Source organism: Streptomyces sp. NPDC127190 (assembly GCF_042672505.1).
Classification (GTDB): domain Bacteria; phylum Actinomycetota; class Actinomycetes; order Streptomycetales; family Streptomycetaceae; genus Streptomyces.
This window is the reverse complement of the sequence record NZ_JBHXVE010000009.1, coordinates 74,144-94,987: the sequence shown is the minus strand read 5'-3', so window position 1 is coordinate 94,987 and position 20,844 is coordinate 74,144. Positions and strand designations below refer to the sequence as shown.

The following is a 20,844-nucleotide window of genomic DNA, read 5'->3' as shown; positions in this document are numbered from 1 at the left end:
CCGCCGCCGGCGGCGGCGCGGGGCGCGCCCCCCCCCCGCCGGCCCCCGCGCGCGCCCCGCGCGCGGCGGCCGCGGGGGGCGGGGCCCCCCCCCCCGGGGCCGCGGGCCCGCCTGCTGTTTCACGAGTGCGGTGGCGGTCATGGGGTCGGCCGCTCAGTCCTGGTAGGCCTTGGCCGCCGCGGACTCCAGCTTCGCCGCGGTCGCCTTGGGGTCGGAGGGGTCGCGCAGGAAGTCCTGGAGCAGCTTCCACTCCCCCGCGCCCTTGGTGCCGCCGAAGGCGGCGGGCGCCTGGTCGGACATGTCGAAGCGGACCGAGTCGCCGGCCGAGACCAGGGACCTGGCGGTGGCGCGGGTGACGTCGTCGGCGTACGCCGTGAGGGCGAGCTTCTTGTTGGGGGACAGGAAGCCGCCCGCCTTCGCCCATACGGCCGCGGCCTCGGGCGTGGCCAGGTACTCCAGGAGCTTCATCCCGGCCGTGGCGTTCTTGCCGTCCTTGAGGACGACCGCCGCGTCACCGCCGCTGACCACCGGTGCCGTGCCGCCGTCGACCGCGGGGAAGGGGAAGAAGTCCGCGTCCTTGCCGATGGTCCTGCCGAACTGGTCGTGCGCGACGCCGGCCACGAAGTCGCCCTCGAAGACCATGCCGGCCTCGGGCTTGGGCCCGAACACCTTCTCCACCGAGCCGGGGAAGTCGGTGTTCAGGGCCTCCTTCCGGCCGCCCGCGATCAGCTGCTTGTCCTTGAACAGCTTGCCGAGCGTCCCCAGCGCCTTGACCACGCTCGCGTCGGTCCACTTCAGCTTGTGGGCGGCGAGGGCGTCGTACTTCTGCGGACCGGCCTGGGAGAGGTAGACGTTCTCGAACCAGTCGGTGAGCGTCCAGCCGTCCTCGCCGCCGACCGCGAACGCGGCGAGCCCGGAGTCGGAGACGGTGTGCCCGTCCTTGAGCATCTCGTCGTACGTCTTCGGCGGCTTGACCCCGGCCTGGGTGAGGGCCTCGGGGCTGTACCAGACGGTGGACTTGTGGGCGGCCTTGAAGTAGAGGCCGTACAGGGTGCCGTCGACGCTGCCGTACTTCTTCCACACGGGGGCGTAGTCGGCGGTGACCGTCGCTCGCGCGGCCGGGGACAGCGGCTTCAGCCAGCCCTTCTTCGCGAACTGCTGGAGCACGCCGACCTGCGGGACCATCACGACGTCGGGCGCGTTGCCGCCCTCGATCTTGCTGCCGACGACGGTCGAGACATTGTCGCCGGTGGACACGAACTGGGTCTTGGCGCCGGTCTTCGCGGTGAACGCGTCCAGCACCTTCTGGAAGTTCTTCTGCTCGGCCCCGGACCAGACACCGGCCACGGTGACGGTCTGGCCGCTGAGCGCCTTGTCCCCGCCGCCGGCCGAGACGGGCCCGCCGCCGCAGGCGGTGGCGCCGAGGGCGAGGGTGAGGGCGGTACAGCTGGTGAGCAGGGTGGTACGGCGTCGCATCATCGTCGATGTCCCTTCGAGAACCGGTTGATCAGAGGTCGCTGAGCCACCAGGCCGCCGTGGAGCCGGGCAGGACGCCGGGCGGGCAGGGGCCGCTGGAGAGCAGGGGGGTGCCGGAGACCGGCGCCGGGGTGGGTGCGGTGGTGAAGTTGACGGCGCAGACCAGGCCGTCGCCCCGGACGAAGGCGAGCACACCGGGCGGGGTGTCCAGCCAGTGCAGCGAGCCCTCGCCCAGCTGGGGCAGTTGCCTGCGCAGGTGCAGGCCCTCCCGGTACAGGTGCCAGAAGGAGCGGGTGTCGGCGAGCGCGCGGTCGGTGGCGTACTCGGCGAAGTAGTCGGGCTGCGGCAGCCAGGGCCTGGCGCCCTCGGCGCCGGAGGTGAAGCCGAACGGGGAGGCCTGTCCGGACCAGGGCAGCGGCACCCGGCAGCCGTCGCGGATCCGGGCGCGGCTGCCGGTGCGGCGGAAGATCGGGTCGGTGAGGACGTCGTCGGGCAGGTCGACGACCTCGGGCAGGCCCAGCTCCTCGCCCTGGTAGATGTACGCGGCTCCGGGCAGCGCCAGCATCAGCAGCGCGGCGGCGCGGGCGCGGGCGGCGCCGAGGCCGCTGCCGTGCGGGGCGGGTTCCCCGTAGCGGGTGACGGTGCGGACCTGGTCGTGGTTGTTGAGGACCCAGGTGACGGTGGAGCCGGTGCCCGCGATGTCCTGCATGGCCTCGGAGACGACCTTGCGGAAGGCGTCGGCGTCCCAGGGGGCGCCGAGCAGGTCGAAGAAGAAGGCCTGGTGGAGTTCGTCGGGGCGGACGTAGAGGGCGTGTTCACGGGCGGTGGGCACGGAGACCTCGCCGACCAGGAGCCGTTCCCGGCCGTCATGGGCCGTGTACTCCTCGCATATCGCGCGCCACCGCCGCCATATGCCGTGCACCTCGGGCTGGTTCCAGGCGAGCGGGTTGACCGAGTCGCGGGTGCGGGCGTCGGCCTCCGGGTCGTCGGAGTCGGGCAGCTCGGGGTGTTTGAACAGTCCGGCGGCGACGTCGATGCGGAAGCCGTCGACTCCGCGGTCGAGCCAGAAGCGCAGTACGCGGTCGAACTCGGCGGTGACGGCGGGCTCGCGCCAGTTCCAGTCGGGCTGTTCGGGGGTGAACATGTGCAGGTACCACTGGCCGTCGTCGACCCTGCTCCAGGCGGGGCCGCCGAACATCGCGTGCCAGTTGTTGGGCGGCTGCGAGCCGTCCGGGCCGCGGCCGTCGGCGAAGTGGAAGCGGGCGCGGGCCGGGCTGCCCGGCTCGCTCGCCAGCGCCTCGCGGAACCACGGGTGCTCGCTGGAGCAGTGGTTGGGGACGATGTCGAGGAGGACCTTGATGCCGAGCCGGTGGGCGGCCGCCATCAGCAGGTCGAACTCGGCGAGGTCGCCGAAGAGCGGGTCGACGTCGCAGTAGTCGGCCACGTCGTAGCCGTGGTCGGCCTGCGGCGAGGGGTAGAACGGGCTCAGCCAGATGCCGTCGACGCCGAGCTTCTTCAGATACGGCAGCCCCGCGCGGACCCCGGCGAGATCGCCGACGCCGTCGCCGGTGCTGTCCAGAAAGCTGCGGACATAGACCTGGTAGATCACCGCGTCGCGCCACCAGCCGTACTTACTCAACATGCATGCATGTTAGGTAGGCGTGTCGCAGAGGTGTCAATGAAAAGAACGGAAGCTACCGCAGAGTTGGGGTGGCGAAGCGGGATGCATTAGGACAATCCGAAGCCAGATGAGATGTCCGCGTTACCTAACAAGTAACTAGAAGAGGTCAGCGGTGGGCGATCGCGTCCAGCTCGTGCGCCAGCCGCCGCACCGCCTGCTCGGGCGTCTGCCGGCCGGTCAGGGCGCCGTACACCACCGCCTGCACCACCAGGCTGACCTGGTCGTAGTGCGCGCTCTTCGGGCGCGGCGCGGCGGTGAGCACGGCGGTGCGCAGGGTCGGCAGATAGGGGAACCGCCGGATCAGCCCGGGGTCCTGGTAGAGCGCGGCGCGTACGGGAGGCAGCGCGCCCCGGACGAGCACCTGGCGCTGGACCGGTGCGCTGGTGAGGTAGGCGATCAGCCGCGCGGCCGAATCGGGGTGCCGCGCATGGGAGTTGACCGCCAGGTTGGAGCCCCCGAGGACGCTCGTCCCCGGCCCGTCGGGTCCGGGCAGCGGTACGGCGCCGATCTTCCCGGCGACCTCGGAGCCGCGGGCGGAGGCGACGGCGTAGGCGTAGGGCCAGTTGCGCAGGAAGAGCAGCCTGCCGTCCTGGAAGGCCTGTTTGGACTCCTCCTCCTTGTACGTCAGCGCCTGCTTCGGTATCCACCCCTCGCGCAGCCCCCGGGCGAGGAAGCCGATGCCCTCGCGGGCGGCCGCCGAGTCGACGGTGACCCGGGTGCCCTCGTCGCCGAGGATCGTGCCGCCCGCCGAGTAGACGGCCTCGGCCGCGTTGACGGTGAGGCCCTCGTAGGGCAGGAACTGGCCCGCGTAGCCGCCGAGGTGGTACTTCGGCGCGATCGTCCGCGCGTCGTGCTCCAGCTCGGCCCAGGTGCGCGGCGGGGGCACGCCCTCCTTGGCGAGGACGTCCCTGCGGTAGAGGAGAAGTCCGGCGTTGGTGACGTACGGGACCGCGTACAGCCGTCCCTCGTAGGTCGCCGTGTCCACCACCGGCGGCAGGAAGCTGCGCAGCGGGAAGCGGCTGCGGGGCAGCGGGCGGATCCAGCCGGCCGCCGCGAACTCCGAGGTCCAGTTGACGTCGATGTTGAGGACGTCGAAGCGGCCCCGGTCGCCGCCGCGCAGGTCGGTGGTCATCTGCGCATGGGTCTCGTCGGCGGAGTCCGGCAGCTCGACGAGCGTGACCTTCTCGCCGGGATGGGTGCGGTTCCAGCCCTGGAGCAGCGGTCCGAGATAACCGGTGAGATCGCCGGCGGTGGCCAGGGTCAGCGGGCCGCGCCCGCTGTGCGCGCCCCCGTCGGACCGGACCCCGGAGGCGACGTACCCGGTGACGATCACCACGAGAACGAGGAGGCCCCTACCGGCGGCGCGTATCCACCGCATAGGTTCCTCCTTGCACACGTACACATGGCTCCGGGCGCCCTCGCCGGGAGTCAGAGGCCATGTATACCTGTTAGGTATGGGCGATACTAGAGCCTGGAGCACATTGTGAGAGGACAGGAGGACAGCACGCGTGCGCCTGGCTCTCCTGGCACTCCTGGCCCGCGGCCCGGCCCACGGCTATGAACTGAAGCAGGACCTTGAGCAACTGCTGGGCTCCGCGTACCCTCAGCCGAACGTCGGCCAGGTCTACGTCACCCTCGGCCGCCTGGAGAAGTCCGGGCTGATCGAGGGCGAGGACGTCGAGCAGTCCAGCCGGCCCAACAAGAAGGTCTACCACCTCACCGACGCCGGTCGGGAGGCGCTGCACGTCTGGTTCGAGGAGACCGAGGACGAGCCGCGGGTACGGGACGAGTTCTTCATGAAGCTCGCCCTCGCCCCGCAGACCGGTCTCGCCGACCAGATCACCCTCATCAACCGGCAGCGGCGCCAGTACCTCAACACCATGCGCAGCCTGTCGAAACTGGCCGCGGCCGAGGACCGGGACAACAGAATCGCCCATCTGCTGATCGAGGGCGCGATGCTGCACCTGCAAGCCGACCTCGACTGGCTGGAGCGGTGCCAGGAGGAACTGGAATGAGCGAGGACAGTGTTCCGGTGCTGCGCGCCGAGGGGCTGGTCAAGACCCATCACGGGGAGGGCGCGCCCGCGCATGCCGTCCGCGGGGTCGACCTGAGCGTGGCCCGCGGCGAGTTCGTGGCGATCACCGGCCCGTCCGGCGCCGGGAAGTCGACCCTGCTGCACCTGCTGGGCGGGCTGCAACGGCCGGACGAGGGCAGCATCTGGCTGGACGGCCGGTGCACCGACTCCTTCGGTGAGGCCCGCTGGGCGGTGGAGCGGCGCAGGGCCATCGGCATCGTCTTCCAGTTCTTCAACCTGGTGTCCAACCTGTCCGTCGCCGACAACGTGGAACTGCCCGCCCTGCTCGCCGGGGTCCCGCCGAAGCAGGCCCGCGCCGAGCGCGAGGCGCTCCTGGCCGAGCTGGGCCTCGCCGGCAAGGAGCGCAGCATGCCGGGCGAGCTGTCCGGCGGCGAGCAGCAGCGGGTCGCCCTCGCCCGGGCCCTGGTCAACCATCCGCCGCTGCTGCTGGCGGACGAACCCGCCGGGAGCCTGGACAGCAAGGGCACCCGCGAGGTGATGCGGCTGCTGTCCCGCTTCCACGGGCGCGGCCAGACGATCGTCCTGGTCACGCATGACGCCCGGCTGGCGAGCGCGGCCGACCGGGTGATCAGCTTCTTCGACGGCCGGATCGCGGACGACGCGGCGCTGGACACCGCCCCGCCGCCCCGCCGCGGTGGCATCTCCGGGGTGCTGGAGCTGAGGGACTGACCGTGCTGGATCTGAGGGACGTACGGGCCACCCTGCGCTGGGCCCACTCCGATCTGCGCACCCACCGCGGCGAGGCGCTGTTCCTGGTGCTGGCCACCGCCGGCATCGTCGTCTCGCTGCTGCTGGCCACCGCCCTGTTCGGCTATGCCACCAACCCCTGGCAGCGCACCTTCGCCGCGGCGCGCGGGGCGCATGTCTGGCTGCACACCATGCCGACCGCGGACGCCGGCCGGCTCGCCCGGCTGGACGGCGTCACCGCCGTCGCCGGTCCCTACCGCACCGAGTCCGTCACCGTCGCCGTACGCGGCACCCGTGCCTCCGTGGAGCTGCGCGGCACCCCCCGGCCGCCCGCCGTGGGCCGGCCGCTGCTCACCAGCGGGCACTGGCTGGATCCGGCCCGGCCGGACGGGGTCGTGCTGGAGAGCAGCCTGGCCCGCGCCCTGCTGGCCGAACCCGGCGACACCCTCAGCCTGCCCGGCACCGCCCGCACCCTGACCGTCGAGGGCGTCGCCGACAGCGCCGAGGTCCCGTACACCCCGGGCGAGCAGCCGGGCCTGGTCTGGGCGCTGCCCTCCGCGGTGCGGGCACCCGGCGGCCAGGTCATCGGGCTGCGGCTCGGCGATCCGGCCGACACCGACTACGCGGTGCAGCGCGCCGTCACCGCGCTGGGCGCGGGCGCGGTCGGCGAGGTGTCCACCTGGCAGCAGGCGCGGGCCGCGGCCCAGGGCGACAACCGGCTGCTGGGCCAGGTGCTCGGCCTGTTCGGGCTGGGCGCGCTGATCGCCGCCGGTCTCGCGGTGCACGGGGCGATCGCCACCCGGATCCGCGGACACCTGCGGGACCTGTCGGTACTGAAGGCGATCGGCTTCACCCCCGGCCAGGTCGTCCGGGTCTTCCTGCTCCAGCATCTCGCCTACGCCCTGCTCGGCGCCCTGGCCGCCGCCGCGCTCACCGAGACGCTGGGCAGCCGGATCCCCGGGCGGCTCGGCGACGCGGTGGGCGTGTGGCAGGGGCTGCCCGGGCACACCGTGGCGCTGTGCGCGGTGCCCGTGGCCGCGGTGCTCTTCATCGGCCTGACCACGGGCCTCGCGGCCTGGCGGGCGGGCCGGGTGCCGCCGGTTCCGGTGCCGCGCCCCGACGCACCGGCGGGCGGACGGCTCTCCGGTCCGGCCCGGCGGGCGCTGGGGCTGCGGCTGCCGGCCGCGCTGGTCCTCGGCTGCCACAAGCTGTGCGCGGGGCGCGGCCGGTCACTGGCCACGGTGGCCCGGCTGACGCTGCCGCTGCTGCTGATCGTGGTGGCGCTCAGCGCCTGGACCACGATCGACCGCTTCCACAGCAGCCCGGACCGGGTCGGGCTGCCCACCTCCCTCACCGTCCGCTCGGACGGGCGACCGGACACCGTCCGCGCCCTGCTGGCACACGACTCCCGGGTGGCCGCCGCCTATCCGGGCGTCGAACTGGCCGCGCTGGTGCCCGGGCAGACCGGGACCATCGCGCTGCGCGGCCTCGGCACCGACGCGCGGCCCTACCCCTGCGCCCTCGCCGAGGGCCGCGCCGCACACGGGCCGGACGAGGCGGTGGCCGGCCAGGGCCTGCTGGACCTGCTGCACGCGCAGGTCGGCGACTGGGTGCGGCTGACGGTCGGCGACCGGCCGCAGATCCTGCACATCGTCGGCCGCAGCATCGAACCGCAGAACGCCGGCCGGGTCGTCACGGCCTCCCTGGACACCCTCCGGGAGAACGCCCCGGGGCTCGCTCCCGCCTTCTACCAGCTGCGGCTGCGGCCCGGCGCCGACCCGCACCGGGTGGCCGCCGCGCTCACCGCGGCCGGTCACGGCCGTCTGGACGTGCACACCGTGACCAATCCGGCCGACGGGCTGTCCCCGCTGCGCGGAGTCGTCGCCGGACTGATCGCCGTACTGGCCCTGATCGGGCTGGTGGAGCTGCTGACCGCGATCGGCGGCAGCGTCCGCGAGGGCGAGCGGGACCTGCTCGCGCTCAGGGCGATCGGCATGTCCCCGCGCCAGATCACCGCGATCACCGTCACGGCCACGAGCGGTACGGCGCTGGCCGCGATGCTTCTCGCCACCGCCCTGGGGCTGCCGCTGGCCCACCGGCTGATCGACGCCCAGGGCGCCTCCAGCGGCATCGGCGCGGGGATCGCCCAGTCCCCGTCCGCCGGGCTGCTGCTTCTGCTGGGCTCGGCGGCCGTCCTGGGCTCGGCCGCGCTCGCCGCCCTGCCCGCGGCCCGAGCGACCCGCCGCCGCCTGGCGGACACGCTGAGCGCGGTGGCCTGAGGGCGGGGGGCTGGGCCGCCGGGCGTCAACGGCCGTATGGATTACTGCTGTTGTACGGCCCGTAGCCGCTGGTGTAGGGCCCGTGGCCGCTGGTGTACGGCGCCTGGCGCGGGGTGCGCAGCGACGGGTGGGCGGCCAGCCGGATGCCATGCCTCCGCTTGAGCCGGGCCATCTCGTACAGCGCGATGGCCGTGACCGTGACCGGGGCGCCGAGAATGAAGACGATGCCCAGCGTCAGTCCGAGACCGTGCAGATCACCGGTGAGCAGATCGGGCAGGGCCATCAGCCAGCTGGTGACGATGGCGAGCAGCGGCGGCAGACAGCGGTGTACGGCCGCCGTGCCGAAGAAGTTGCCGGTGATCCGCAGGGCTCCGGCACCGACGAACCACACCAGCCACAGCGTCAGCACACCCACCGGGATCACCAGCAGACCCCCGCTCAGCGCGGTGCCGTTCTGGAGCAGCAGGACGGTCACGACGGCCGAGCCGACGAAGGTCACCAGCAGGCCCAGCGCCCGCAGCAGTGCCGGCCGCAGCGGGCGCAGGCTTCCGCCGCGCCGCCAGATCCAGAGCATCACCCCGACCGTGAGCGGGGTGACGACCAGCAGGACGAGCGAGGCGATCAGCAGGTTCTCCAGCATCTCCTGGGGAGCGAAGCCGCCCTCCACGAAGGTGTAGACACCCACCGCCGCGACCGTGCCGGCGGCGACGCGGATCCGCTTGAGCTGCTCGACCGCCGGATCCAGCGGCTCGGGTATCCATCCCGGATGGAACACCGCCGAGGCCGCGTGATGCGCCTTCAGATAGTTCCGGCCGGCCGGACCGGACCCCGTACGTCTCCCCCGCCCACGGGCCACCACACACTCCCCCGCGTCATGACTCACATGATCACCGGGAGTGTACGGGAGCCGGGCGGTGTGCGCCGCGCCCGGCTCCCGCGGTCCTGGGTCAGCTACGGCCGCGCAGTTCCCGGTACTTGGCGACCAGCGCCGTGGTCGACGCGTCGAGGCCTGCCACCTCCGCCCCCTCGGTCAGCGCCGGCTCGACCCGCTTGGCCAGCACCTTGCCCAGCTCCACGCCCCACTGGTCGAAGGAGTCGATGTTCCACACCGCGCCCTGCACGAACACCTTGTGCTCGTAGAGCGCGACGAGCTGGCCGAGCACGGACGGGGTGAGTTCCTTCGCCAGGATGGTGGTCGTCGGCCGGTTCCCCTGGAACGTCTTGTGCGGGACCAGCTCCTCCGGCACCCCCTCCGCGCGGACCTCGTCGGCGGTCTTGCCGAAGGCGAGCGCCTGGGTCTGGGCGAAGAAGTTGGCCATCAGCAGGTCGTGCTGCGCCTTGAGTTCCCCGCTCAGCTCGGCGACCGGGCGGGCGAAGCCGATGAAGTCGGCCGGGATCAGCTTGGTGCCCTGGTGGATCAACTGGTAGTAGGCGTGCTGGCCGTTGGTGCCCGGGGTGCCCCAGACGACCGGCCCGGTCTGCCAGTCCACGGGCTCCCCGTCCCGCTGCACCGACTTGCCGTTGGACTCCATGTCCAGCTGCTGGAGGTAGGCGGTGAACTTGGACAGGTAGTGGCTGTACGGCAGCACCGCGTGCGACTGGGCGTCGTGGAAGTTGCCGTACCAGATGCCCAGCAGGCCCAGCAGCAGCGGGGCGTTGGCCTCGGCCGGGGCGGTGCGGAAGTGGTCGTCGACGATCCGGAAGCCGTCGAGCATCTCCCGGAAGCGGTCCGGCCCGATGGCGATCATCAGGGACAGGCCGATCGCGGAGTCGTACGAGTAGCGGCCGCCGACCCAGTCCCAGAACTCGAACATGTTGGCCGTGTCGATCCCGAACTCGGCGACCTTCTCGGCGTTGGTCGACAGCGCCACGAAGTGCCGGGCGACCGCGGCCTGGTCACCGAGCGCGTCCAGCAGCCACGTCCGGGCGGAGGTCGCGTTGGTGATGGTCTCGATGGTGGTGAAGGTCTTGGACGCGATGATGAACAGCGTCTCCGCCGGGTCCAGGTCGCGGGTGGCCTCGTGCAGGTCGGCGCCGTCCACGTTGGAGACGAAACGGACCGTCAGCTCGCGGTCGGTGAAGCTGCGCAGCACCTCGTAGGCCATCGCGGGGCCGAGGTCGGAGCCGCCGATGCCGATGTTGACGACGTTCCTGATGCGCTTGCCGGTGTGGCCGGTCCAGGCACCGGAGCGGACCCGGTCGGCGAAGTCGCTCATCCTGTCCAGCACCGCGTGCACCTTCGGTACGACGTTCTCGCCGTCGACCTCGATCACCGCGTCCCGCGGCGCGCGCAGCGCGGTGTGCAGCACCGCCCGGTCCTCGGTGACATTGATCTTCTCACCGCGGAACATGGCGTCCCGCAGCCCGAACACGTCGGTCGCCGCGGCCAGCTCGCGCAGCAGCCGGAGCGTCTCCTCGGTGACCAGGTGCTTGGAGTAGTCGATGTGGAGATCGCCGACCTGGAGCGTGTACCCGCTGCCCCGCCCGGGGTCGGAGGCGAACAGCTCCCTCAGACCGGTGTCGGCCAGCTCCTCCCGGTGCTTGGCGAGCGCGGTCCACTCGGGCATCTGGTGGAGCCTGGTACGGCCGTCTGCGTTCATGTCCGACTTCAGCCTTCTTTCGTGCCTGTCCCAGCGGTTCCAACCTAATTGATCACCCCGCCGGTATCAGGGCGGTGTCAGCGGTGTCGAGGAGGATCCGAAGGGCTGCCGGGGTGAAGGCCGGCACGATGAGCAGCGGTCGGCCGCACGGGCCGGAAGACGACTCCGGCCCGGCACCCACAGGCGCCCGGCCGGTCTCGAACTCCTAGATCTCGCCCCGCAGTTTGGCGAGCGCCTCGGCGAGGATCGCCTCGCCGTCCGCGTCGCTGCGCCGCTCCCGTACATACGCGAGGTGCGTCTTGTAGGGCTCGGTGCGCGGCGGGGCCGGCGGATTGTCCCGGTCCTGGCCGGCCGGGAAGCCGCAGCGCGGGCAGTCCCAGGTGTCGGGGACCTGTGCGTCGCTGGCGAAGCTGGGCTGCGTCTCATGCCCGTTGGAGCACCAGAAGGAGATGCGCAGACGCGGCGCGGACTCGCCGCGCTCGGCCTCGCCCATCGGCCCCGCCCCGACCCGGCTTCCCCGGATCGCGTTGCCACTTGCCACGGTCGTAACTCCCTGCGTGATGGTGCCGCGAAGCGAGTCGGCGTTTCGCTTCGCTGCGAGCGCCTCAGTCTACGTAAGGCCCAACGCGCGTCCAGTGATTGGAGTTACAAGACCCCACACCTAGACGCAAGCCCCATGATAGGCCGCGCTCACGAGCGCGTACCGAACATGGGGCGTTACGTACGGAATGTGCGGATCGTCCGCGTCAGCTGTTCGTCTTCATCAGGATGCCGAGGACGATGATGCACGCGAACCACAGCACGCCGATCACGATGGTGATCCGGTCAAGGTTGCGCTCGGCGACCGAGGAGCCGCCGACGGAGGACTGCATGCCGCCGCCGAACATGTCGGAGAGGCCGCCGCCCTTCCCCTTGTGCATCAAGACCAGCAGCATCAGCAGCAGGCTGAAGATGATCAGGGCGATCGAGAACCCCAAAACCACGGCTGGACCAACTTCCTCGGATTCGGATGGGACGACGGGGCCCAGCACACAGCGCTGGACCCCGCAAGGGTACGACGGATCGCGCCTACCGCATACTCACAGCTCGGATCACTGGTCGCGGAATCGCACGATCTTGACGAACTCGTCGGCGTCCAGCGAGGCGCCGCCGACCAGAGCGCCGTCGATGTCGGCCTGCGCCATGATCTCGGCGACGTTGCCCGACTTGACGGAGCCGCCGTACTGGATGCGCACCTTGTCGGCCAGATCCTGCGAGTACAGCTCCGCGAGCTTGGCGCGGATGGCGGCGCAGACCTCCTGCGCGTCCTCGGCGCCGCAGACCTTGCCGGTGCCGATGGCCCACACGGGCTCGTAGGCGATCACCACGGTCTCGGCCTGCTCGGCGGGCAGGTCCTTGAGACCGCCCTCGACCTGGGCGAGGGTGTGGGCGACGTGGTTGCCCGCCTCACGGACCTCCAGCTCCTCGCCGACGCACAGGATCGGGGTCAGGCCGTGCTTGTAGGCGGCCTTGACCTTGGCGTTGACCAGCTCGTCGGTCTCGTTGTGGTACTGGCGGCGCTCGGAGTGGCCGATGGCCACGAACGTGCACTTGAGCTTGGCCAGCATCGAGCCGGAGATCTCGCCGGTGTAGGCACCGGAGTCGTGCTGCGAGATGTCCTGGGCGCCGTACTTGATCTTGAGCTTGTCGCCGTCGACCAGGGTCTGCACGGAGCGCAGGTCGGTGAAGGGCGGCAGGACGGCGACCTCTACGGCCTCGTAGTCCTTGTCGGCCAGGGCGAAGGCGAGCTTCTGGACGTGGGCGATGGCCTCCAGGTGGTTGAGGTTCATCTTCCAGTTGCCCGCCATCAGCGGCGTGCGAGTGGTCATGCGGGGTCAGTCCTCCAGTGCGGCGAGGCCGGGGAGCGTCTTGCCCTCGAGGTATTCGAGGGAGGCGCCGCCACCGGTCGAGATGTGGCCGAACGCGTTCTCGTCGAAGCCGAGCGTGCGCACGGCCGCGGCCGAGTCACCGCCGCCGACGACGGTGAAGCCCGGCGAGTCCAGCAGTGCCTGCGCGACGGCCTTGGTGCCGTTCGCGTAGTCGGGGTGCTCGAAGACACCCATGGGGCCGTTCCAGAAGACCGTACCGGCGTCGGCCAGCTTCGCGGCGTACAGCTCCCGGGTCTTCGGACCGATGTCGAGACCCTCCTTGTCCGCCGGGATGGCGTCCGCGGAGACGGTGTCGGGGTGGGCGGGCGCCTTGGTCTTCAGGTCCGGGAACTCGGACGCGACCAGGACGTCGACGGGGAGCACGAACTCCACGCCGCGCTTCTCCGCCTCCGCCAGGTACTCCAGGCACCGGTCCTTCTGGTCCTCCTGGAGCAGCGAGATGCCCACCTCGAGACCCTTGGCGGCGAGGAAGGTGTACGCCATGCCGCCGCCGATCAGGATGCGGTCGGCCTTCTTGAGCAGGTTGTCGATGACGCCCAGCTTGTCGGAGACCTTGGCGCCGCCCAGCACGACCACGTACGGGCGCTGCACCTCGTCGGTGAGCTTCTTCAGGACGCCGACCTCGGTGGCGATGAGGTAGCCGGCGTAGTGCGGCAGCTTGGCCGGGAGGTCGTAGACGGAGGCGTGCTTGCGGTGCACCGCGCCGAAGCCGTCACCGACGTACACATCGGCGAGGGCGGCGAGCTGCTCGGCGAAGGCGGCGCGCTCGGCGTCGTCCTTGGACGTCTCGCCGGGGTTGAAGCGGAGGTTCTCCAGGACGGCGACCTGGCCCTCCGTCAGGCCGGCGACCGCGTCCTTGGCGGACTGTCCGACGGTGTCGGCCGCGAAGGCGACGGCGGAGCCGATGATCTCGCCCAGTCGCGAGGCGGCCGGGGCGAGGGAGAAGGCGGGGTCCGGGGCGCCCTTGGGACGGCCCAGGTGCGAGGCCACGACCACCTTGGCGCCCGCCTCCGTGAGGGCCTTGACGGTGGGCGCGACGGCGCGGATACGGCCGTCGTCGGTGATGGTCGTACCGTCCAGCGGCACGTTGAGGTCGGCGCGGACGAAGACCCGCTTGCCGCGCACACCGGCGGCGAGAAGTTCGTCGATCGTCTTCATTGAGTGGACTCCTGGGGAGGGCTCGTGGTGCACCTGATCGTAAAAGGACGTGGTCCGTACGCGAGACAGGGCCCGGACAGCGCGACGGCGCGCTGCCCGAGCCCTGCACTCACTTCAAGGTCCTGCTGCGGTGTTCTACGGCGATCAGAGCTGGCCGCCGACGAAGACCGTGAGGTCCACGAGGCGGTTGGAGTAGCCCCACTCGTTGTCGTACCAGCCGATGACCTTCACGTTCTTGCCCTCCTGGACCATGGTCAGGGAGGAGTCGAAGGTGCAGGACGCCGGGGCGTTGACGATGTCGGAGGAGACGATCGGGTCCTCGGTGTAGTCGAGGAGGCCCTTCAGCTCGCCCTCGGCGGCCTTCTGGAAGGCGGCGTTGACCTCTTCCTTGGTGACCTCGCGGGAGAGCTCGACGACCAGGTCGGTGACCGAGCCGGTCGGGACCGGGACGCGCATGGCGATGCCGTCCAGCTTGCCCTTGAGCTGCGGCAGCACCAGAGCGGTGGCCTTCGCGGCACCGGTGGTGGTCGGGATGATGTTCTCGGCGGCGGCACGGGCGCGGCGCAGGTCCTTGTGCGGGAAGTCCAGGATGCGCTGGTCGTTCGTGTACGCGTGCACCGTGGTCATCAGACCCTTGACGATGCCGAAGTTCTCGTCCAGGACCTTCGCCATCGGCGCCACACAGTTGGTGGTGCAGGAGGCGTTGGAGATGACGTGGTGGTTGGCCGCGTCGTACTTGTCCTGGTTGACACCCATGACGATGGTGATGTCCTCGTCCTTGGCCGGAGCCGAGATGAGGACCTTCTTGGCGCCACCGGCGATGTGCTTGGCGGCGTCCGCCTTGCTGGTGAAGATGCCGGTCGACTCGATGACGATGTCGACGCCCAGCTCACCCCAGGGGATGTCGGCCGGGTTGCGCTCGGACAGCACCTTGATGGTGTGACCGTCGACGGTGATCGTGTCGGCGGTGTGGGTGACCTCCTGCTTGAGGCGACCCAGGATCGTGTCGTACTTGAGCAGGTGAGCCGTGGTCGCGGTGTCACCCAGGTCGTTGACAGCCACAACCTCGATGTCCGCACCCTGCTCCAGCAGCGCGCGGAAGTAGTTACGCCCGATGCGGCCGAAGCCGTTGATGCCTACGCGGATCGTCACGAACCGATCTCCTCGTTGGTACGCCGGCTATGCGGTGCCGGCGAGCTCTGTTTGGGATGTCCCCGACCACCACCGACCCTACCTCTCTGAGGGCCCCGAGGTGACATCGAGATGGCCCATACACGGGCAGGCGTTCCGTACCCGTCAGTAGAGGTACGGACCGTCCCGGATCGGCAATGGGTTCACCCGTTTTTGGTACGGAATGCGGGGCACTCTTGGCGCCTTTTTCACTCGTTCGTGAGCCGGTTGGCTCACTTGATGACTACCCCATTCCTGCACCCTTGAGAGGGGGTTCCGCTCACCTGCCAAATTCAGCTGCCGAAAGGTGTGAAAAACGCCGGTGCCGAGACCCGTGGCGGATCTCGGCACCGATGTTTTTTCGCGTTTTCCGTGTCGGACAGGCCGTCAGCCGGCCAGATTCTCCGCCAGCTCCTCGGTGAGATTGGCTTCCGTGCCCGGAATGCCCAGATCGGCGGCGCGCTTGTCGGCCATGGCCAGCAGCCGACGGATACGGCCCGCGACCGCGTCCTTGGTCAGCGGCGGGTCGGCGAGCGCGCCCAGCTCCTCCAGCGAGGCCTGCTTGTGCTCCATCCGCAGCCGGCCGGCCGCGGCGAGATGCTCGGGGACCTCGTCGCCCAGGATCTCCAGAGCGCGCTGCACCCGGGCCCCGGCGGCCACGGCGGCGCGTGCCGAGCGGCGCAGGTTGGCGTCGTCGAAGTTGGCGAGCCGGTTGGCCGTCGCCCGCACCTCGCGGCGCATCCGGCGCTCCTCCCACGCCAGCACCGACTCGTGTGCGCCGAGCCGGGTCAGCAGCGCGCCGATCGCGTCCCCGTCCCGGACGACCACCCGGTCCACCCCGCGCACCTCGCGCGCCTTGGCGGCGATGGACAGTCTGCGCGCGGCACCGACCAGTGCGAGCGCGGCCTCCGGGCCGGGGCAGGTCACCTCCAGGGAGGAGGAGCGGCCGGGCTCGGTCAGCGAGCCGTGCGCCAGGAAGGCACCGCGCCAGGCCGCCTCCGCGTCACAGGTGGCCCCGGAGACCACCTGCGGCGGCAGACCGCGGATCGGGCGGCCCCGGCCGTCGACCAGACCGGTCTGGCGGGCCAGCTGGTCACCGCCCGCGACGACCCGTACGACATAGCGCGAGCCGCGGCGCAGCCCGCCGGGCGCCATCACGATCAGCTCGGAGCTGTGGCCGAAGATCTCCAGGATGTCCCGCTTGAGACGGCGGGCCGCCATCGCGGTGTCCAGCTCCGCCTCGATCACGATGCGCCCGCTCACCAGGTGGAGGCCGCCGGCGAACCGCAGAATGGCGGAGACCTCCGCCTTCCTGCAGCAGGTCCGGGTGACGGGGAGCCGGGAGATCTCGTCCTTCACCGCTGCCGTCATCGCCATGGGCCGATCCTTCCATGCATCCGAAAAATACGGTCGTACGCGGCGGCCAACAGCTCCGGGTCGTGCCGGGGCGATCCGTCGGTCCGGGCCACCGGCGCCAGCTCGACCGCGGCTCCCAGCCGCTTGGCGGCCTCGGTGAGCGAGTCGCGGTCGGGCACCGCGGCCTCGTCGGCCAGCACCACGTCCAGGGCGAGTTTAGGGGCGTGTCGCCCCAAAACCTCCAAATGACGCTGCGGTGAGAAGCCCTCGGTTTCTCCCGGCTGCGGGGCGAGGTTCAGCGACAGGACCTTGCGCGCCTTGGTCTCGGTGAGCGCGTCCAGCAGGTCGGGGACGAGCAGATGCGGGATCACCGAGGAGAACCAGGAACCGGGGCCCAGCACCACCCAGTCCGCGTCCAGCACCGCCGCGACGGCCTCCGGCACCGCGGGCGGGTCGTGCGGTACGAGGTGCACCGACTGCACCTCGCCGGGGGTGAGCGCGACCGTCGCCTGCCCGCGCACGGTGTCCACGTCCTCCGGGCGCGCCGGATCATGCCCCTTGACCAGGGCCTGGAGCTCCAGCGGTACGGCGGACATCGGCAGCACCCGCCCGTGCGCGCCCAGCAGCTTGCCGACCAGGTCCAGGGCCTGGACATGGTCGCCGAGCTGCTCCCACAGGGCCACGATCAGCAGATTGCCGACCGCGTGCTCGTGCAGGTCGCCCTGGGACTGGAAGCGGTGCTGGATGACGCGGGCCCAGGTCTGTCCCCACTCGTCGTCCCCGCACAGCGCGGCCAGCGCCTTGCGCAGGTCCCCGGGCGGCAGCACGCCCAGCTCGTCGCGCAGCCGGCCGCTGGAGCCGCCGTCGTCGGCCACCGTGACCACGGCGGTCAGATCGCCGGTGATCCGGCGCAGCGCGGCGAGCGAGGCGGACAGGCCCATGCCGCCGCCGAGTGCGACCACCTTGGGCTGTGTGCCCCGGCGGCGCGGCCGCCCGCCGCGGGACTCGGCAGGGCGGCCGGAGCGGCTCTCGGCGGGACGGCCGGCGCGCGCTTCCGGCACCATCCGGCGCAGCCTGCTCAGCCGCGGTGTACGTTCCGTCATTCCCGTCCCATGTCCCGGTGCACGACCACCGTCTCCACGCCCTCGGCCGCGAGCCGTGCGGCGAGCTTCTCCGACATCGCGACCGAGCGGTGCTTGCCGCCGGTACAGCCGATGGCGATGGTCACATAGCGCTTGCCCTCCCGGCGGTAGCCGGCCGCGATCAGCCGCAGCAGCTCCGCGTACCGGTCGAGGAACTCCTTGGCGCCGGGCTGGTTGAAGACGTACGCGGCGACCTCCTCGTTGACGCCGGTGTACGGGCGCAGCTCCGGGACCCAGTGCGGGTTGGGCAGGAACCGCATGTCCGCGACCAGGTCGGCGTCGACCGGCAGGCCGTACTTGAAGCCGAAGGACATCACGGTGGCCCGCAGCTCGGGCTCCTCCTCGCCGGCGAACTGGGCGTCCATCTTGGCGCGCAGCTCGTGCACGTTGAGGCTGGAGGTGTCGATCACCAGGTCGGCGTCGCCGCGCAGCTCGCGCAGCAGCTCACGCTCGGCGGCGATGCCGTCCACGATGCGGCCGTCGCCCTGGAGCGGGTGCGGCCGGCGCACCGACTCGAACCGGCGCACCAGGGCGTCGTCGGAGGACTCCAGGAAGACGATCCGCCGGGTGACGCCCCGGGTGTCGAGGTCGGCGAGGGACTCGCGCAGGTTGTCGAAGAAGCGCCGGCCGCGCACGTCGACGACGACCGCGATCCGCGCCACGTTGCCCTGGGAGCGGGCGCCCAGCTCCACCATGGTGGGGATCAGGGCGGGCGGGAGGTTGTCCACGACGAACCAGCCGAGGTCCTCCAGACACTTCGCGGCCGTCGACCGCCCCGCCCCGGACATGCCGGAGATGATCACCAGCTCGGGAATGGCCGCGTCCGCGGTCCCGGCTGCCTCGCTGCCCGTACTCACCTGTGCTCCGTTGTCCTGACCCGCGTCCTGGCCGGTGGCCTGACCGGTGTCCTGGCCCGCGTCCAGGACTCTGTCCTGGTCCGTGTCGCGCCGGACGGCTGCGTCGCCCGGGGCGCTGTGCGTCTGATCTCGCCCCGCTGTGGGCTGTGCCTCGTGCTCGCTCATGTCTCCTGCCCCCGTCGTTCGTCCGGGGGGCCCGCGGTGACGGGCTCCCCCGAGGAACCCGCCGTCGTATCGGGTTCCTCGTCTTCAATGATCTCTCCGGTCGCCGTGTTCACGGCGGGTGCGGCCGGGGCCGCCTGGGCGAGGGCCGCGGCGATGGTCTCGGCCGTCTTCCGGCCTATGCCGGGCACTTCCTGGATCTGCTCGATTGTGGCGGACCGAAGCTTCTTCACCGAGCCGAAATGCTTGATCAGCGCCTGTTTGCGGGTGTCGCCGAGGCCGGGGACGTCGTCCAGCACCCCGGAGCGGAAGCGCTTGGCCCGCTTGACGCGCTGGTAGGTGATCGCGAACCGGTGGGCCTCGTCCCGGACGCGCTGGAGCAGATAGAGGCCCTCGCTGGTGCGGGGCAGGACCACCGGGTCGTCATCGCCGGGGAGCCAGACCTCCTCCAGGCGCTTGGCCAGACCGCACACGGCGATGTCGTCGATGCCCAGCTCGTCCAGGGCCCGCCGGGCCGCCGCGACCTGCGGCTGCCCGCCGTCGACCACGACCAGCTGGGGCGGGTAGGCGAACTTCCTGGGCCGGCCGTCGTCGTCCTTCAGGGAGGTGGTGATCGGCTCGCCGTCGGGCAGCGCGCTCCCGCCGTCCGGGGCGCTCTCCTCCCCGTCCCCGTCGGTCCACTCCCCCGTCCGCTCCTTCTCCGCGAGGTACCGCTTGAAGCGGCGGGTGATCACCTCGTGCATGGAGCGCACGTCGTCCTGTCCGGCGAAGCCCCTGATCTGGAAGCGGCGGTACTCGCTCTTGCGCTGGAGGCCGTCCTCGAAGACCACCATCGAGGCGACCACGTCGTCACCCTGGAGGTGCGAGATGTCGTAGCACTCGATGCGCAGCGGGGCGCTGTCCAGGTCGAGGGCCTCGGCGATCTCCTCCAGCGCACGGGAGCGCGTGGTGAGGTCGGAGGCGCGCTTCGTCTTGTGCAGGACGAGCGCCTGCTGGGCGTTGCGCTGCACGGTCTCCATGAGCGCCTTCTTGTCGCCGCGCTGCGGGATGCGCAGCGACACGTTCGCCCCGCGGCGGCCGGCCAACCACTCCTGGACCGGCTCGACCGGCTCGGGCAGGGCCGGGACGAGCACCTCCTTGGGGACGGCGTCCCCCGTCTCCTCGCCGTACAGCTGCTGGAGCGCGTGCTCGACCAGGGCGCCGGTGGTGACCTCCTCGACCTTGTCGGTCACCCAGCCGCGCTGGCCGCGCACCCGGCCGCCGCGCACATGGAAGATCTGCACGGCCGCCTCCAGCTCGTCCTCGGCGACGGCGATGAGATCGGCGTCGGTCGCGTCGGCGAGCACGACCGCGTTCTTCTCCATGGCCTTTCTCAGGGCCTCGATGTCGTCGCGCAGGCGGGCGGCCCGCTCGTACTCCATCTCCTCGGCCGCCTCCGTCATCTGCTTCTCCAGACGGCGGAGGTAGGTGCCGGTGCGCCCCGCCATGAAGTCGCAGAACTCCTCGGCCAGGTCCTGGTGGTCCTCGGCGGTGATCCGGCCGACGCAGGGCGCGGAGCACTTGCCGATGTACCCGAGCAGGCAGGGCCGGCCGGTGCGGGCGGCGTTCTTGAAGACGCCGGCCGAGCAGGTGCGCACCGGGAAGACCCGCAGCATCAGGTCGACGGTGTCCCGGATGGCCCACGCGTGCCCGTACGGCCCGAAGTAGCGCACGCCCTTCTTCTTGTGACCGCGCATCACCTGTACCCGCGGGAACTCCTCGTTCATCGTCACCGCGAGGTACGGGTAGCTCTTGTCGTCCCGGTACTTGACGTTGAACCGGGGGTCGTACTCCTTGATCCAGGAGTACTCCAGCTGGAGCGCCTCGACCTCCGTGGACACCACGGTCCACTCCACGGAGGCGGCGGTGGTCACCATCGTCCGGGTCCGGGGGTGCAGGTTCGCCAGGTCCTGGAAGTAGTTCGCCAGGCGCTGGCGCAGGCTCTTCGCCTTTCCGACGTAGATCACCCGGCGGTGCTCGTCACGGAACCGGTACACCCCCGGAGAGTCCGGGATGTCTCCCGGCCTGGGGCGGTAGCTGGAGGGGTCGGCCATGTCTCACACCCTACTGGCGAGCACCGACACCGCGTCGGGCCTGTGGACAACGCCGCCGCCGCGCGCGCCGCCGGCTTTCCCGGACCCCGTGCCCGGGGCGGGTTTCCGGTCATGCTGCCCACCCCCGCCCGGCGCGCCCGGGCTCCGGCCCGTCGCGCTG

Annotated in this window: 17 protein-coding genes; 3 read left to right on the top strand and 14 right to left on the bottom strand. The window is 71.2% G+C overall.

Features of this window, described 5'->3' with window-relative positions:
• Window positions 1-153 precede the first annotated feature (153 nt).
• From ACFVIU_RS16305 to ACFVIU_RS16295, 3 genes are all read right to left on the bottom strand, one after another.
• Window positions 154-1,479, bottom strand: coding sequence for an ABC transporter substrate-binding protein (locus tag ACFVIU_RS16305; protein WP_385843127.1), 1,326 nt, complete (start codon window positions 1,477-1,479; stop codon window positions 154-156).
• 28 nt (window positions 1,480-1,507) lie between these two features.
• Window positions 1,508-3,118, bottom strand: coding sequence for a glycoside hydrolase family 13 protein (locus ACFVIU_RS16300; RefSeq protein WP_385843125.1), 1,611 nt, complete (start codon window positions 3,116-3,118; stop codon window positions 1,508-1,510).
• Between the two features lie 145 nt (window positions 3,119-3,263).
• Window positions 3,264-4,535: an ABC transporter substrate-binding protein gene (locus ACFVIU_RS16295; RefSeq protein ID WP_385843124.1), complete on the bottom strand. Its 1,272-nt coding sequence runs from the start codon at window positions 4,533-4,535 to the stop codon at window positions 3,264-3,266.
• A gap of 130 nt (window positions 4,536-4,665) precedes the next feature.
• Here ACFVIU_RS16295 and ACFVIU_RS16290 point away from each other — a divergent pair, with 130 nt between their 5' ends.
• Genes ACFVIU_RS16290 through ACFVIU_RS16280 form a run of 3 tightly spaced genes read left to right on the top strand, consistent with a single transcriptional unit; the run spans window position 4,666 to window position 8,218 of the window.
• A complete protein-coding gene (locus ACFVIU_RS16290) occupies window positions 4,666-5,172 on the top strand; it encodes a PadR family transcriptional regulator (protein WP_385843123.1) in 507 nt (168 codons plus the stop codon).
• A complete protein-coding gene (locus tag ACFVIU_RS16285) occupies window positions 5,169-5,921 on the top strand; it encodes an ABC transporter ATP-binding protein (protein ID WP_385843122.1) in 753 nt (250 codons plus the stop codon). The genes ACFVIU_RS16290 and ACFVIU_RS16285 overlap by 4 nt, the downstream gene beginning before the upstream one ends.
• A 2-nt stretch (window positions 5,922-5,923) precedes the next feature.
• On the top strand, window positions 5,924-8,218 hold the full coding sequence (locus tag ACFVIU_RS16280) for an FtsX-like permease family protein (RefSeq protein WP_385843121.1): 2,295 nt from the start codon (window positions 5,924-5,926) through the stop codon (window positions 8,216-8,218).
• 25 nt (window positions 8,219-8,243) lie between these two features.
• On the opposite strand, the gene ACFVIU_RS16275 is transcribed toward ACFVIU_RS16280, so the two are convergent.
• The 11 genes from ACFVIU_RS16275 to uvrC all read right to left on the bottom strand — a co-directional run bounded on the left by ACFVIU_RS16275 (window position 8,244) and on the right by uvrC (window position 20,684).
• The gene (locus ACFVIU_RS16275; RefSeq protein ID WP_385843120.1) at window positions 8,244-9,074 is read right to left on the bottom strand and encodes a hypothetical protein; all 831 of its coding nucleotides are present in this window, start codon (window positions 9,072-9,074) and stop codon (window positions 8,244-8,246) included.
• A 91-nt stretch (window positions 9,075-9,165) separates the two neighbouring features.
• Window positions 9,166-10,818 (bottom strand): glucose-6-phosphate isomerase, encoded by a 1,653-nt coding sequence (gene pgi, locus ACFVIU_RS16270; RefSeq protein WP_385843119.1) that lies wholly within the window; start codon window positions 10,816-10,818, stop codon window positions 9,166-9,168.
• Window positions 10,819-11,023: 205 nt separating this feature from the next.
• A complete protein-coding gene (locus ACFVIU_RS16265; RefSeq protein WP_010352468.1) occupies window positions 11,024-11,359 on the bottom strand; it encodes an RNA polymerase-binding protein RbpA in 336 nt (111 codons plus the stop codon).
• A gap of 205 nt (window positions 11,360-11,564) precedes the next feature.
• On the bottom strand, window positions 11,565-11,795 hold the full coding sequence (gene secG, locus ACFVIU_RS16260) for a preprotein translocase subunit SecG (protein WP_385843305.1): 231 nt from the start codon (window positions 11,793-11,795) through the stop codon (window positions 11,565-11,567).
• Between the two features lie 114 nt (window positions 11,796-11,909).
• The gene (gene tpiA, locus ACFVIU_RS16255) at window positions 11,910-12,686 is read right to left on the bottom strand and encodes a triose-phosphate isomerase (protein ID WP_385843117.1); all 777 of its coding nucleotides are present in this window, start codon (window positions 12,684-12,686) and stop codon (window positions 11,910-11,912) included.
• A gap of 6 nt (window positions 12,687-12,692) precedes the next feature.
• A complete protein-coding gene (locus ACFVIU_RS16250) occupies window positions 12,693-13,904 on the bottom strand; it encodes a phosphoglycerate kinase (RefSeq protein WP_385843116.1) in 1,212 nt (403 codons plus the stop codon).
• 144 nt (window positions 13,905-14,048) lie between these two features.
• Entirely contained in the window at window positions 14,049-15,056 is a 1,008-nt protein-coding gene (gene gap / locus ACFVIU_RS16245; RefSeq protein ID WP_385843115.1) for a type I glyceraldehyde-3-phosphate dehydrogenase, read from the bottom strand.
• 405 nt (window positions 15,057-15,461) lie between these two features.
• Complete coding sequence (gene whiA / locus ACFVIU_RS16240; RefSeq protein WP_030605113.1) at window positions 15,462-16,451, bottom strand: DNA-binding protein WhiA; 990 nt, start codon at window positions 16,449-16,451, stop codon at window positions 15,462-15,464.
• The gene (gene yvcK, locus ACFVIU_RS16235) at window positions 16,442-17,533 is read right to left on the bottom strand and encodes a uridine diphosphate-N-acetylglucosamine-binding protein YvcK (RefSeq protein WP_385843113.1); all 1,092 of its coding nucleotides are present in this window, start codon (window positions 17,531-17,533) and stop codon (window positions 16,442-16,444) included. The genes whiA and yvcK overlap by 10 nt, the downstream gene beginning before the upstream one ends.
• A complete protein-coding gene (gene rapZ, locus ACFVIU_RS16230) occupies window positions 17,530-18,594 on the bottom strand; it encodes an RNase adapter RapZ (protein ID WP_385843112.1) in 1,065 nt (354 codons plus the stop codon). The genes yvcK and rapZ overlap by 4 nt, the downstream gene beginning before the upstream one ends.
• Complete coding sequence (gene uvrC, locus ACFVIU_RS16225) at window positions 18,591-20,684, bottom strand: excinuclease ABC subunit UvrC (protein WP_385843111.1); 2,094 nt, start codon at window positions 20,682-20,684, stop codon at window positions 18,591-18,593. The genes rapZ and uvrC overlap by 4 nt, the downstream gene beginning before the upstream one ends.
• Window positions 20,685-20,844: the final 160 nt, after the last annotated feature.